11 protein-coding genes are annotated in these 13,602 nt (G+C 47.9%); 6 read left to right on the plus strand and 5 right to left on the minus strand.

Annotated elements, in window-relative coordinates; translation table 11 throughout:
- Positions 1-15 precede the first annotated feature (15 nt).
- Positions 16-1,086: an efflux RND transporter periplasmic adaptor subunit gene (locus QZT80_RS10755; RefSeq protein ID WP_295121578.1), complete on the minus strand. Its 1,071-nt coding sequence runs from the start codon at positions 1,084-1,086 to the stop codon at positions 16-18.
- 484 nt (positions 1,087-1,570) lie between these two features.
- On the opposite strand from QZT80_RS10755, the gene QZT80_RS10760 reads away from it, so the two are divergent.
- The 3 genes from QZT80_RS10760 to rnc are packed head-to-tail and all read left to right on the plus strand — an operon-like array spanning position 1,571 to position 3,821.
- Positions 1,571-1,807: an acyl carrier protein gene (locus QZT80_RS10760; RefSeq protein WP_012788038.1), complete on the plus strand. Its 237-nt coding sequence runs from the start codon at positions 1,571-1,573 to the stop codon at positions 1,805-1,807.
- 24 nt (positions 1,808-1,831) lie between these two features.
- Entirely contained in the window at positions 1,832-3,085 is a 1,254-nt protein-coding gene (fabF, locus tag QZT80_RS10765) for a beta-ketoacyl-ACP synthase II (RefSeq protein WP_295121586.1), read from the plus strand.
- 4 nt (positions 3,086-3,089) lie between these two features.
- Positions 3,090-3,821, plus strand: a complete 732-nt coding sequence (rnc, locus tag QZT80_RS10770; protein WP_295121587.1) for a ribonuclease III — start codon at positions 3,090-3,092, stop codon at positions 3,819-3,821.
- A gap of 63 nt (positions 3,822-3,884) precedes the next feature.
- Here rnc and QZT80_RS10775 read toward each other — a convergent pair whose 3' ends face one another.
- Positions 3,885-4,484: a GyrI-like domain-containing protein gene (locus QZT80_RS10775; RefSeq protein ID WP_295121589.1), complete on the minus strand. Its 600-nt coding sequence runs from the start codon at positions 4,482-4,484 to the stop codon at positions 3,885-3,887.
- Between the two features lie 75 nt (positions 4,485-4,559).
- Entirely contained in the window at positions 4,560-5,519 is a 960-nt protein-coding gene (locus tag QZT80_RS10780; protein ID WP_295121591.1) for a YafY family protein, read from the minus strand.
- A 781-nt stretch (positions 5,520-6,300) separates the two neighbouring features.
- On the opposite strand from QZT80_RS10780, the gene QZT80_RS10785 reads away from it, so the two are divergent.
- The 3 genes from QZT80_RS10785 (at position 6,301) to QZT80_RS10795 (ending at position 9,718) form a co-directional block, all read left to right on the plus strand.
- A complete protein-coding gene (locus QZT80_RS10785; protein ID WP_295121593.1) occupies positions 6,301-8,310 on the plus strand; it encodes an ATP-binding protein in 2,010 nt (669 codons plus the stop codon).
- A 104-nt stretch (positions 8,311-8,414) separates the two neighbouring features.
- A complete protein-coding gene (locus QZT80_RS10790) occupies positions 8,415-8,813 on the plus strand; it encodes a transposase (RefSeq protein ID WP_295121595.1) in 399 nt (132 codons plus the stop codon).
- Complete coding sequence (locus tag QZT80_RS10795) at positions 8,810-9,718, plus strand: IS3 family transposase (protein ID WP_295121597.1); 909 nt, start codon at positions 8,810-8,812, stop codon at positions 9,716-9,718. The genes QZT80_RS10790 and QZT80_RS10795 overlap by 4 nt, the downstream gene beginning before the upstream one ends.
- 579 nt (positions 9,719-10,297) lie before the next feature.
- On the opposite strand, the gene QZT80_RS10800 is transcribed toward QZT80_RS10795, so the two are convergent.
- Positions 10,298-11,170 (minus strand): DMT family transporter, encoded by an 873-nt coding sequence (locus QZT80_RS10800; protein ID WP_295121599.1) that lies wholly within the window; start codon positions 11,168-11,170, stop codon positions 10,298-10,300.
- 36 nt (positions 11,171-11,206) lie between these two features.
- Complete coding sequence (locus tag QZT80_RS10805; protein WP_295121601.1) at positions 11,207-13,564, minus strand: FtsX-like permease family protein; 2,358 nt, start codon at positions 13,562-13,564, stop codon at positions 11,207-11,209.
- Between the last annotated feature and the right edge of the window lie 38 nt (positions 13,565-13,602).

Raw genomic sequence — 13,602 nt, forward strand, 5'->3', positions numbered from 1 at the left:
TTTTTTTTAGACGTCTTACTGCACTTTGTTATACTGGATCACGCTGCCAGGCTTCAATTGCTGTATGCCGCTGATAATTACGGTATCGCCGATCTGCAGTCCGCTGGTAATCTGTATGTTGTCTTTGTCCCTGATGCCTGTTTCTACGGTTACAAACTTCGCCTTACCGCTGTCTGCCACTATCACCTTTTTATCGCGGGTGCCAGGAATAACAGCCTGGGTCGGTATCATGATAGCGTCAGGAATATCTTTTAATGAGATAATAGTTTTAACGAAAGAGCCTGGGAACAGTTTGCCGTTTTTATTCGGCAGGATGGCGCGGAGTTTCACCGTACGCGTAGCCAGGTCGATTTTGGGATCAATGGCATAGATGCTGCCCTGGTAATCTTCCAGGTCGCCGGCCACTTTAAAAGAAACGATATCTCCTTTCTTTACGGCGTTACGGTACTTTTCAGGAACGGCGAAGTCGATCTTCAACGGATCTAACTGCTGTAGCGTGGTCATAATAGTGGTGGGAGATACGATGGCGCCTTCGCTCACGTTCCTTAAACCGATGGTGCCACTAAAGGGCGCGCGGATCTCCGTTTTTTGAAGTTGTACCTTATTATATTCCATATCGGCCCCGTAAGCGCTTACCTGGTTGGCGGTTACGTCTACATCCTGCTGACTGATGCCATTGATCTTCAACAGGTTTTCCTGGCGTTTCAGGGTAGTTTGTGAGAGTTCCTGCTGCAGTTTCAGTTTTTGCAACTGGGCTTTGATATCGCCATCGAAGAGTTTTACCAGTACAGTACCTTTAGTTACGTAGGCTCCTTCTTTAAAATATATATTGGTGATGCGTCCGCTGATTTCAGGTTGCAATTGTACTTCTTCGTTGCTCTGCAGGGTGCCGCTGGCTTCGATCGTCTGGTCGAGTTTCACTGTTTTGGTTACAATGGCGTCGGATAATACAGCGCGGGCAGTACCGCGGGCTGCTGCGGCAGCTGGTTCTTTCTTTTTACCACCGGATACGGCCCGGTAAATAAAAAATGCGGCCACCGCCACTACAGTAATCAATAATACTGTTCTTAAGGTCTTATTACGCATGTGTGGTTATATAATTAGTCTGTAAGGTTCTGTTTTAGTATCAGGTCAAATAGCGTGCGTGAAATTTGATGTTTCTCTATAGTTGTTTGGTAAACGGGAACTGTGATGTTAAGTTACTTCTTTTCCCATCTGGACAAATTTAGTAAATGAGGTTGACGGCGTCCATTATAAACAGGTTATTATGGTTAAGTGGTTCTAAAGACGGGTGAATGGGGAGCCGGGCATTACCGGGGAGAAGGACTGGCCGGACCGGTATTTGATATGAAAAGAGGGTGGAACTACCGGGTTTGCCATCGATAATATTCGGCTATACGCGTTTTCATGAATTAGCAAGTATTGCCGGAAAGTCTTTACTGTCGTGGATATACGCTGAAAAAAAAGAATGAGTAAAGCAAATTCTCGGTTAAAATTTGCACTGAGCCTTGGCAATTCAATAAAAAGTATATTTTTGCAGTCAAGTTTTAAACCAAAAACACTTAAAATTATGTCAGACATTGCATCAAGAGTTAAAAAGATCATTATTGACAAATTAGGCGTTGACGAGGCCGAGGTAACTCCTGAAGCCAGCTTCACCAATGACTTAGGCGCAGACTCTTTGGATACGGTAGAACTGATCATGGAATTCGAGAAAGAATTCAACATTTCCATTCCTGACGAACAAGCTGAAACTATCACTACTGTTGGCCAGGCTGTAGCTTACCTGGAAGAACACGTAAAATAATCCAACTAACTCAGAACTGTTTTAATGCAACCAAGACGAGTAGTCGTTACAGGTTTAGGTGCGCTGACGCCGCTCGGCAATTCCGTAGATTCTTACTGGCAGGGATTGGCGAGCGGTGTCTCGGGTGCCGATTTTATCAGGCAGTTTGATCCTTCCAAGTTCAAGACCCGTTTTGCCTGCGAGCTAAAAGACTTCGATCCTACCAATTTCATGGATAAGAAGGACGCTCGTAAGATGGACCCTTTCACACAAACCGCTGTTATTGCTGCCGACCAGGCAGTGGCAGATGCCAGGATCGACCGTAACACGGTAGATGTGGACCGTGTTGGTGTGATTTGGGGGACCGGGGTTGGAGGAATGATCAACTTCACTCATGAGTTAAGGGAATTTCACCAGGGGGATGGAACACCACGTTTCAGCCCTTTTCTGATTCCCAGGCTTATCCTCGACATTGCGGCCGGATACATTTCTATTCGTAATGGGTTCCGCGGACCTAACTTCTCCTGTGTATCAGCGTGTGCTTCAGCAACTAATGCCATTATTGAGGCTATGAACCACATCCGCTATAATAAAGCGGACGTGATCGTAACCGGTGGATCAGAAAACATCATCAACGAACCTTGTGTTGGCGGATTTAACGCCATGAAGGCTTTGTCGGAGAGAAACGATGATCCTAAAACCGCATCCAGGCCTTTTGACCTGGACCGTGATGGTTTTGTAATGGGCGAAGGGGCAGGAGCGATCGTGTTGGAATCTTACGAACATGCCATGGCGCGCGGGGCTAAAATCCATGCGGAGATCATGGGCGGCGGCGCAACCGCCGATGCTTACCACCTTACTGCACCACATCCGGAAGGACTGGGCGCCAGGAATGTAATGAAAGCCACGCTGGCCGATGCAGGAATGCAGCCAGAGGACATTGATTACATTAACGTACACGGTACCTCTACGCCCCTGGGCGATGTGGCGGAAGTAAAGGCAATACAGCAAGTGTTCGGTGAAGCAGCTTACAAGCTCAACATCAGCAGTACCAAATCCATGACAGGGCACCTATTGGGGGCAGCCGGGGCCGTAGAGTCCATTGCTGCCATCATGTCTATCATTCATGGTCTTGTTCCGCCTACCATTAACCACTTTACAGACGACCCCCAGCTGGATCCAAAACTTAACTTTACCTTTAACGTAGCGCAAAAACGCGAGGTAAGGGCCGCATTAAGTAATACCTTTGGGTTTGGTGGGCACAATGCCTCGGTTATTTTCAAAAAATTTGTTCCTTGATTGTGTGAAAATACTTCCAGGTTTCTTATATCGATTCGTCTACAGGAAAAAGCAACTCTACAAAGACCTTTATAATTTACTGGGCTTTGCCCCTGGCAATTATCCTTTGTACGAAGTAGCCCTTAGCCACCGTTCCAGCAAAGAGAAGTTTCTCGAAAGCAATGAGCGGCTGGAGTACCTCGGCGATGCCATATTGGGAGCCATCATAGGAGATTATCTTTTTAAAAAATATCCGTATAAAACCGAGGGCTACCTCACCGAGATGCGCTCGAAAATCGTTAACCGTCAGCAGTTAAACGATATTGCGATCAAAATGGGGCTGCGCAAACTTACCATCTACGATAAGTATAACAGCTTTCTTAAAATAAGCCAGATTTTCGGTAACACACTCGAAGCCCTGGTAGGAGCCGTTTACCTCGATAAAGGTTATAACGAAACCAAACGTTTCGTACACAAACGTATACTGGTGCCGTACATCGACCTGGAAGCGCTGGAAACCGTTGAAATGAACCATAAGAACAAACTGTACGGTTGGGCCAATAAAAATGGCAAAACCCTGGAGTTTGAACTGCTGGAAGAACAAATGGATAACGGCCGCCGTATTTTCACAGTAGGAGCGATGATAGACGGAGAAATGGTTTGCAGTGGCAAAGCCTTTAATAAAAAAGACGCCAGCCAGATTGCTGCACAACAGGCGATCGAACTGCTGGGTATTGTAGATGGCAATAAAGATTGATTTCCCGCTAATAAAGATATTAGAAAGGCCGTTCCTGGTGGAGCGGCCTTTTTCTTTGTATCCTCATTTAACCGGTAATCTCAGTATAGTACGTAATTTCTCCGGTGCCGTTCTGCGAGGGTCTGAAATATATACTTCATGATGCAGCCCGTTTTGTACCAGGTGATGTTGCTCCATATAGTCCCGCAGCTTCTGAAGCGTTTCTTCTTCCTCCGTATAAGGCCCGGTATGCAGCATTTGTACGGAAAGGCCATCTTCCATGGTTTCAAACTTCACATCTGCCAGTAAAGGGATCTCCTTCTTTTGAACAGCCAGTGCTATTGCCTGGCGATGATCGCCTGCAGTCACAAACGCCGGCATCTGCACCAGCAGCTTCCAGAACCACTCATCGCGGCTCACATCTTTGAACGGTTTGTTTACGTTTAACCACCACTGTCCTTCCAGTTTTGGTACCGTAAAAACTTGCCCCTGCTGTTTATGGATGGCGCGAATACTGTAAGCAATGGCAAACAGGGCGGCAATGGCTTTGCCAAACACCGGCGCTTCGGGCGTACCCTTGCCCTCTATCGTCAGGAAACGGCCGGCTGGTATGGTTACCAGCTCGGGGCGGGGACCAGCCTTATAGTAACGTTGGGAAGTTTTGGTCATATCAAGGTTCGTCATGTCAATAGATTTTACTACAAATGTTCTATTGCAGGGTGACAACCTTATGTCAGCAGGAAATAAGAAAAGCGAAATTTAGGGGTGATAATGTTGAAAAACGCCCTGTGCCAGCGATTTCATGACGCCATGCAGTGATTCCGGGCTCAGGATTTCCACTTCGTGGGAGAACATCAGCAGCCATTGACCAAAGTACTCGAGCGAGCCGGTCCTGAATGTCATTTCTACACGACTGCCCAAATCCTTTTCTTCCACAAACCCCAGGTAATACTTACGTTCCTGGATGTAACGGGCCACGCCTTTGGAAAAACGCACCTTCACTTCAAATGGCATTTCCGGGTTATGGTTCTGCTCCAGGTATTCGCGCAGGTTAAGGTGGGCCGTTTTTTTATAACTGATGTCGAGTATGGTAAGCGACTTAATACGATCGATACGGAAGTCGCGGTAGTCTTTACGCAGCCTGCAAAAAGCAATGAGGTGCCAGCTGTTGCCTGCATAAAAAACGCCTACAGGTTCCGCTTCGCGGCGGTTGACGGTATTGTTGTGGTAAGTATAGTAGTCCATTGCAATGACCTTTTGCATACCAACCGCCTGCTGTATGTCACTTAAAAAGCGGTTAGGGAAGCCATTTTCCGGCTCCTGCCCGCGGCCATGGGGAAATACTTCAATGCTCGATTCCAGCGACTCCAGGTAGTCCTTATCGCTGTTGCGTAATACCGCTCTTATCTTTTGCATAGCAGAGCTAAAGAGTTTCTCGCTGGAACGGTCGCCGAACTTTTCCATGAGCTTCTCGCCCGTAAGCAGCGCCGCCGCCTCTTCTTTATTGAACATAATAGGCGGCAGGTGATAGCCGTCTACAATGTAATAACCCGTGCCCGCTTCGGCACCGATAGGCACGCCCGACTCCTGTAAAGCCTTCACATCGCGGTAAACCGTACGCAGGCTTATCTCGAACCGCTCGGCTATTTCGGCGGCTTTTACAACCCGTTTTCCCTGGAGTTGTATGAGTATGGCGGTGAGGCGGTCTATGCGGTTCATACTGCCAAATTAGGTTGAATCTTACAGCCGGGCAATGGCTGATAAAAAAATATTTCAAATGAATTAAACCTCCGTTGACAAATTGAGTCTTAACTGCTGGCAACTTCTGCTTAGAAGTGCCCGTATTGATTAAAAACATTCGCCTTCGGGCATCAAAAATACTAGTTGCTGTTACAGCATATAGTTAGGTTAAATGGTAAAGCCCTGGTAAGTCCTTACCGGGGTTTCATTTTTACCGCAAGCTAAAATACTAACATTTTTGTGTGATAACATTAGTTTAACAGTCTGGCGCGGCCTTTCTGTATACATTCAATTCGTCTTAACTGTTTTATTGAATTATTCTCTACAAGTTGAATGTTCAAGTTAAATTGTGTACAAGCGGCTGGTATTCTACCGGCCGTTTTTGCTTATTTTAGGCATAACATGTTAGTGTGATAACAAATGTTTAACAATTACCGAATAAACTGGTTTTTAACTTAGCGGCTCAGTTGCAGAGATTGCAGTTTTATGGAAGTTTATAAAATATGAACGTTATAATGGTGGCCGATCTTCATCGGAGGCATTCAGTTCAGGAACGTAGCAGAGAACATTCAGCATCTTTAATTGTTTAGTAAAGAGGCGCAGGACCATATTTTATTGAAAGTTGAATACAACCACGTATGTAGTGATGATAGCGCTGTTGCTTTAACTAACGAATTCAGGACAAGATATTTTATTCATGTGCTGCTGTTGCCGGTAATCAGGTAAGGGCAGCCAAACCATTAAAACATATACTCTTTGTATGTTAAGCCATTGGCTAAATAGTATAAAGAAAACCGGATTAACACCCCAAACAGAAGAGGGCAACGCCCGCAAAATAATGGTCGTTAACTCCTTTAGCTTTCTTACGGCCTTATTAGCATTTTTGTATGGGATAGTGTTATCGCTCCTGTCGGGCGAATGGGTTATTTTTTACGCGATACTCGTTTTTGTTACAGGTTTTATAGGCGTACTGCTTTTAAACAGGCAGGGCTATTACACAACGGCAAAATTCAGTTTGTCGTTCGTGTTTTGTTGCCTGCTGCTGTATTACGGCGTGCTGTTGGGGAAGGGTGCAGAGGTGTCGTTACTTGGACTTTTCCTGATAGGCATGCCATTGGTGTTGTTCAACCGGAAAGAGCGCGCTGTGAGCCTTGTATGCGTGTTTTTGCCTGTGGTGTGCCTGGTGTTGCTGGAAGCAAATTACTACTACGACACCTATCCTGCCCTACCACTGTCTAACCAGGTAATACTTGTATTTCGCTGGCTGATCATGGCCGTTATATTGTTGCTCAATTTTCTCATCATCAACTTTCACCAGCGTAACATCGACAGTTTACTGGCAGAATTGGGGGTGCGCAACAAGGCATTACAAAAAAGTCGGGAAACACTGGTAGTGAAAGAAGTGCAGTTAAAAGATGCGTATCACCGCCTCGAAAATTACAATCAGCAACTGGAGCAGGAGGTATTGTCGCGTACGCGCGAACTGGAACTGGCGCTTACAGGCCTGCAGGTGTCACACAGCCAGTTGCAGTTAAAAGATATAGAGCTGGAAAAGAACCTCTCCGCACTTGAAGATGCGCATCAACGCCTGGCCCATGCAAAGGAGCAGGCTGAAAGTGCCAATCATGCGAAGTCGCGCTTTTTACGTGAAATAAGCCATGAGATAAGGAATCCGCTAAATGCCATTATAGGCATGAGCCATCTGTTGCTGCACGATGACCATATGGAGGACAGCCTGCAGCCTGCAGCGGGGCTGGTGCGTAACATATACGCCAGCAGTCATAGTTTGCTCGGCATTATCAGTAATGTGCTGGAGCTGGCCAAAATAGAAGCCGGTAAAACTGATGTGGTGATACCGGAACCTTTCGTACTGCGCGAATGGCTGCACAATACCGTAAGTGTATACGAAACCGCTGCCCGTATGAAAGGCGTGGAGTTACAGCTGGCCATTGATACTCACCTGCCCAGCGTAATTAAGGCCGACCGCGCCCACCTCACACAAATCGTAAACAACCTGGTGACCAACGCCATTAAGTTTACCCCCGAACAAAAGAAGGTGCTGGTACAATGCCGCCTGGAAACCGGTGGCACCTGGAGCCTGCTGGTAACGGATGAGGGTATGGGCATTGCTGCCGATAAACTGGAACTGATATTTCAGCCTTTTGAGCAGGCGGAAGATTACGTTTATCACACCTACGGCGGGAGCGGCCTCGGACTTTCCATAGCCCGCAGTAAAGCGCGTTTGCTGGGTGGTAACATTTACGTAAGCAGTGTGCCCGGCCAGGGTACCAGTTTCAGGGTGGCACTACCGCTCATGCAGGAGCAGGGAGGCGCAGGTTTCCGTAAAAGCAGGATGAATATAGACCGCCTGCCGGAAGGAATGAAGATCCTCGTGATGGAAGACGACAAAATTAACCAGGTAATGATGCGCGGTTACTTCGCCAGTATGGGCCTCGCCGCAGTAATGACCGACAACGGCGCCGAAGGCATGGCCGCCGCTGCCACACAGGCACCGCACCTCATTATACTCGATATGCACATGCCCCTCATGAGCGGCCGCGAAGTACTGGCCGCACTGCGTAGCGACCCGGTGTTAAGCCGGGTGCCCGTCATAGCCGTATCTGCCGATGCCTTTAGCGACGATAAAGCAGCCGTGCTGGCAGCAGGCGCTTCAGAGTACCTGGTAAAGCCAGTGGAGTTCAGCCGTTTTTACGAGGCCGTTAAGAAGTGTTTGCAGATATATAGTAGTGGACCAGCACCGGTTCCCTGATCAACTGTCGTTGTGTCACTCCCTTCAGCAGTTGTAACAACGAGGGGCGACCAGGTTCCACTGTCTTGTCCTGAAAAAAGTTTACACCCGCAAACTGTAAACTGATGAAAAAACGAAAAATTGAAGGCCGTAAGGGAGTTATGGGTAAACGTTCAGCCTATGAAGAATCATTTAGGCGGATGGTAGTTCGGGAATACGAGACTGGAAACCTCAGCATATCGCAGGTGGCTGTCAAATTCGGTTTAAAAAGTTATCACGTACGTGATTGGAAAAAGCAATTTGGGGGCGATATTGCGGTTATAACCACAATTGGAGAGATTGACATGACACCTGAAGAGCAGCAAGAGCAAGCGGAGCTTAAAAAGCAATTGGCCGCACTAAAAAAGGAAGTGGAGTATTTGAAAATGAAGGAGTTAGCTTTAGAAACACTGGTTGATATTGCTAAAGAAAAATACGACATTGACCTGCGAAAAAAGACTGGTACCAAACCGTCCGGCGAGTGAAGGAGTATAGCCCTTCGGCCGGACTGAGAGGGCTGTGCAGACTGTTTGGTAAAAGCCGTCAGGCTTATTATAAGCAACAAAAAAGCGATAAGCAGGATGATATGGCGCAGGAGCTGATCATCAAGCGGGTTAAAGAAATCCGGGATCAAATGCCACGTATCGGCACCCGTAAACTCTACCATTTGCTGGCAGCGCCATTATCTGGCCATGGTATTATAATTGGCCGTGATGGCCTCTTTGACCTGCTGGCTAATCACGGATTGTTGGTGCGCCGGCGTAAACGACGCAAGATTTACACAACGAACTCCAATCACCGGTTTAAAAAGTACCCGAATCTAATACGGGAACTGGAAGTAGTGCGTCCCGAACAGCTATGGGTCAGTGATATCACCTACATCAGGCAACACAATGGGTTTAGTTATCTAAGTCTGGTAACAGATGCCTATTCCCGTAAAATAGTAGGCTACTGTCTGTATCCTACGCTTCAGAAAGAAGGTCCTGGTCAAGCCTTGGATATGGCTTTAGCGGGGCGCATACAGCGCTCTACGCTACTGATCCATCACTCTGACCGCGGTATTCAATATTGTAGTGACGCCTACACCGCCCTGTTGCAAAATGAGAAAATCAGCATCAGTATGACAGAAAAGGGGGATCCTTATGAAAACGCGATTGCCGAAAGGGTCAATGGCATACTTAAAGCAGAATTTGGACTGGACAAGTGTTTTGACAGCTACCTGGCAGCCGTAGCGCATGTAGACAAGGTTATCACCATCTACAATCAACAGCGACCGCACAGTAGCTGTAATTATCTTACTCCAGGACAAGCACATCAACAACGGGGTAAAATGGCCATGAGGTGGCGACAAAAGGAATCGGCAAGCGCTTCCACCCCAGGCCCCACATAGCTTATCCACATATCCACGTGGATTGCAAAAAGAAAAAAAGAAGCAAAAAAAGAAAAACTATAATAATAGTAGTAATAGATTCTCTTTTTTCTAATCTTTGGAACTGTAAACCATTATACGGATTAACTACTATAGGTGTAAACCTTAATCCGGATTATCTCACTAGGGTGTAAACCTATTTTAGGACGTGACAACTCCAATACGATATTCTCCTTCTTCTCCTTCTCTTCTCCTATACTTCAGGTACTCTTCACGTACTCTTCAGCTATACTCAAGCCGCTTTGTTTAAATACTATCAGGCCTGAAAATATTCTGCTTCCAGGACAATTTTTTCTGCTTTCAGGACAATTATCCGGCCTCTGGAAGAACGATATTTGTGTTGTAATCGGGTAAGTATTTATGGTTGCAGGAAACGATGAATGTCTGACACTTTCAATCGTTGAAGCGATTTACTTTCGGGTTGCAGCACCGTGTATAGACCGCGGCAATGGGAATAACTGAATGTTGCCAATGTTGTTCCTGCCGCTGAAGGGAGTGACACAACGGCGGCTGAATAGTAGTACTGTGGCCTGTTCGCCCTTAACTAATTTCTTCTTTTTTACGTTGCGCCAAGTATAAACCGGCGATCACCAGCGCAGTGCCTAAAAACGTGAAAACGGTGAGCGGTTCGTCGAGCAAAAAGTGGGAATACACAAAGCCGAAAATGGGACAGAGGAACAGCCAGATGGAGGCTTTTACGGCATCGATGCGGATGAGATAGAACCAGAGCTGCATGGAAATGATGGAAACGGGCACTATCAGCCAGAATACCGGGCCCCAGAAGGTGAGCGTCCACCGGGTGGCGTGGAGGTCGGCGGTGAGCAGCGTAAGGGGCAACAGGCACAGGCCACCGATGAGTACCTGCCAGCCATTGATGACTACACTGCTAAGTTCCCATTTGATGCGCGCATAAAACACGGTGGCGATGGATACGGATACCATGCCGCCCAGCAAAATAAGCAGGCCTTTGATGGTGGTATGTGCATCCTGTAACAGCGGCCAGGTAGCCATAGCTACGCCGCAAAAGCCCAAAGCAATACCCGTAAGTTCCTGCCAGCGCAGTTTGCGCCGCATCCATACGGCCGACATTATTAGTATGAAAAGCGGGCTGGTGGCGGTGGATAAGCTGCCGATGCCTGCAGATACTTCTTTCATGGCGGTAACATAAGCACCAAGGTAGATGGTGGTGTTAAGCAGCGAGAAGATGAGCAGGTTACGCCATTCAATCCCTTTAGGCAGCCGGTTTTTGGAGCCCTGTATAACGTAAGCAAACAGTAATACGAGTATCCCGGCAATAAAGAACCGAACGTTGGCCAGTACCAGCGGGTGCGCGGCAGTAATGCCTATCTTGGTGGCCACCGCAGCGGAGGCCCATAACATCGCGAATATGATCCCGGGTAAAATCTGGCGCATGGTGTTGAGAAATTCCGGGCAAAGCTACTAATCGGATCAGTCATTTCGCAGGCTATTTGCCGGGTTGGCACCAGTGGCCCTGTAGGTTTGTGAAAGAATGGCGGTTAGTGCGATAACGAGCAGTACACTTAAGCAGAGCAAAAAGCTGCCTGCGCCCACGGGTACACGATCGGCAAAGTTTTGCAGGAACAGTGCGCTCAATACATACCCGATCGGGAAAGCGATGCAGCCCGCAATGAACAGCAATTTGATAAAGCCCCGTGAAAGCAGCCATAACAGGCTGTTTACACCGGCGCCCATTACTTTACGGATGCTTATTTCCTTACGCCTGCTTTCAGTGCTGTAAATCACGAGGGCGAGCAATCCCAGTCCGGCGATAACGATGGTCATAAATGCGAGGTAACCCAATAACGAAACGGCGGAGCGCTGGCTATTGGCTTCCTGTATTTCTTCCTTTAGCCAGGTGTACTGAAACGTTTTGCCCGGGTACAATGCCGCCCATGCAGCAGCTATCTGTTTCTCGGTGTTATCGTGATTGTTGTCGTCCGTTTGCACCAGCAACCGGTTAATGTTTCCAGGATCATAACTAATGATCATCGGGGCAATGTTGCGGCCCACGTTCTCGTAAGTGAAGTCTTTCGTTATACCGGTGATGGCCAGGCGTGTGCTATCGTTCACCTGCAGGAATTGTCCAATAGCAGCGGCATTGGATTTATAACCCAGTGCCAGCACTGCTTTTTCATTGATCAGCGCTTCGCCCTGCCGCGCGATATTGCGGCCGGTAGCTACCTGGAGCTGTAATACGTTGGAGAAGGCCGTGTCGGCGGAGAGGTAATTAAACCGGATAGCGTTGATGTCTATGCTGCGGCCGGCCCTTTTACCAATGTTGGCAGCCGTAGCGGTGATGTTGTTGATATTACCCAGTGTCCTGAGTTCGGATGCCAGCAGCGCAGGATCGGTGCCATTCAACGGGATGTTCAGGATATTAGCCGCACGCTGATCGTAAGCGGCCACCGCACCCATATGATCGAACTGACGGTAAAACGATAGCAGGAAAATACTCACTACCAGCGATAACGATAACTGGAAAACGATGAGTGATTTACGCAGGTTCAGGTTGCCGAAGAGTCGTGTGAGCGATACGTTTTTCAACACCTCCAATGGTTTAAAGGAGGATAAGATCCAGGCGGGCAGGGCACCGGCGAGTAACCCGGTGAACACGCTGAAGGCGGCAAACAACATCAGCACTACCGGATCAAGTGATACGCGCGGCACCAGTTGCTCGCCCTGCGAAAACACACTGGTGTTCGAAAGGCTTATCAGTAGTACGTAGGCCAACCCCAGTGCGAAAAAGGCCATCAGTAAGGCTTCCATAATGTACTGGGCAAATATCTGCGATCGTTTGGCACCACTCACTTTTCGTATGCCTACTTCTTTTGCACGGCCAAGCGAGCGTACGATAGAGAGATTGGTATAGTTGAAGCAGGCAGCGATCAGGATGATCAGCGCAATGCCTATGGGTCCGAGGATTTTACCCCAGGTGGCACCACGGCTGATGTCGTTGTACATATCGTCGGAACCGGGTGTAATTTTATGGAAAGGCTGCAACTGGAAACGGAAGTTGCCGTTACTATTGTTTTGAGAGGCATCGGCAGTAAGGCGGTCGAGCGTAGTTTGCAGCGCTGCGGCGCTTGTACCGGGCTTAAGCACCACGTAGGTATAAGCATCCTGGAACGACTGCCAGTTGCTGGAAGATGCGGGAAGCAGCTTGCTTTTCTCCAACTGTACCACCGTGGAGAACGACGCAAAAGCATCGAACTGGATATGCGATTTATGCTCCGTTGTTTCCATCACGCCGGTTACCTGGAACGCGCCAAGTCGTTCGATGTTGATGGTTTTGCCAAGCGCCGGTTCATTGCCGAAAAACTTTTGCGCTACCACATCGGCCAGCACAATGCTGTTGGGAAGTTGCAAAGCATTACTGGCATTGCCTGCCAGTAAGCGAAACCCGAATACGGGCAACACGTCAGAGGTGGTGAAGGCGGCGTGTAGCTGTAGTGCTTTGCCAGGTGTAGAGGCCTGGCCGTTGATAGCCGGGTACAGCGTAACACTCCGCTCTACGATGGTCTTATTATTCAGTAGTTCAGCAAACAAAGGAATAGGTGTACTGGCCAGTTGCCAGGTTTGCCCATGCTTATTGGTTACTTTACTGGTAACGCGATAGGTACGCTCCGGGGCGGGATTAAAACGATCGATCGCCAGTTCCTGTTTGGTAGTGATGATCACCATCAGGCAAACACTCATGCTAAGCGCCAGACCGCTGATGTTGATAAAAGTAAACAGTTTGTGTTTAGCGAGATTCCTGAAGGCGATCTTTAAATAGCTGCGGAGCATGAGCGGGATTTTAGATAGAAAGGCACAAATGAAATACC

The organism is uncultured Chitinophaga sp., from assembly GCF_902168175.1.
GTDB lineage: Bacteria > Bacteroidota > Bacteroidia > Chitinophagales > Chitinophagaceae > Chitinophaga.

Bases quoted from the DNA above. Each gene is read 5' to 3' on its own strand.
- QZT80_RS10755 (WP_295121578.1), bottom strand. From the start codon at position 1,086: ATGCGTAATAAGACCTTAAGAACAGTATTATTGATTACTGTAGTGGCG.
- QZT80_RS10760 (WP_012788038.1), top strand. From the start codon at position 1,571: ATGTCAGACATTGCATCAAGAGTTAAAAAGATCATTATTGACAAATTA.
- fabF (WP_295121586.1), top strand. From the start codon at position 1,832: ATGCAACCAAGACGAGTAGTCGTTACAGGTTTAGGTGCGCTGACGCCG.
- QZT80_RS10775 (WP_295121589.1), bottom strand. From the start codon at position 4,484: ATGACGAACCTTGATATGACCAAAACTTCCCAACGTTACTATAAGGCT.
- QZT80_RS10780 (WP_295121591.1), bottom strand. From the start codon at position 5,519: ATGAACCGCATAGACCGCCTCACCGCCATACTCATACAACTCCAGGGA.
- QZT80_RS10785 (WP_295121593.1), top strand. From the start codon at position 6,301: ATGTTAAGCCATTGGCTAAATAGTATAAAGAAAACCGGATTAACACCC.
- QZT80_RS10790 (WP_295121595.1), top strand. From the start codon at position 8,415: ATGAAAAAACGAAAAATTGAAGGCCGTAAGGGAGTTATGGGTAAACGT.
- QZT80_RS10800 (WP_295121599.1), bottom strand. From the start codon at position 11,170: ATGCGCCAGATTTTACCCGGGATCATATTCGCGATGTTATGGGCCTCC.
- QZT80_RS10805 (WP_295121601.1), bottom strand. From the start codon at position 13,564: ATGCTCCGCAGCTATTTAAAGATCGCCTTCAGGAATCTCGCTAAACAC.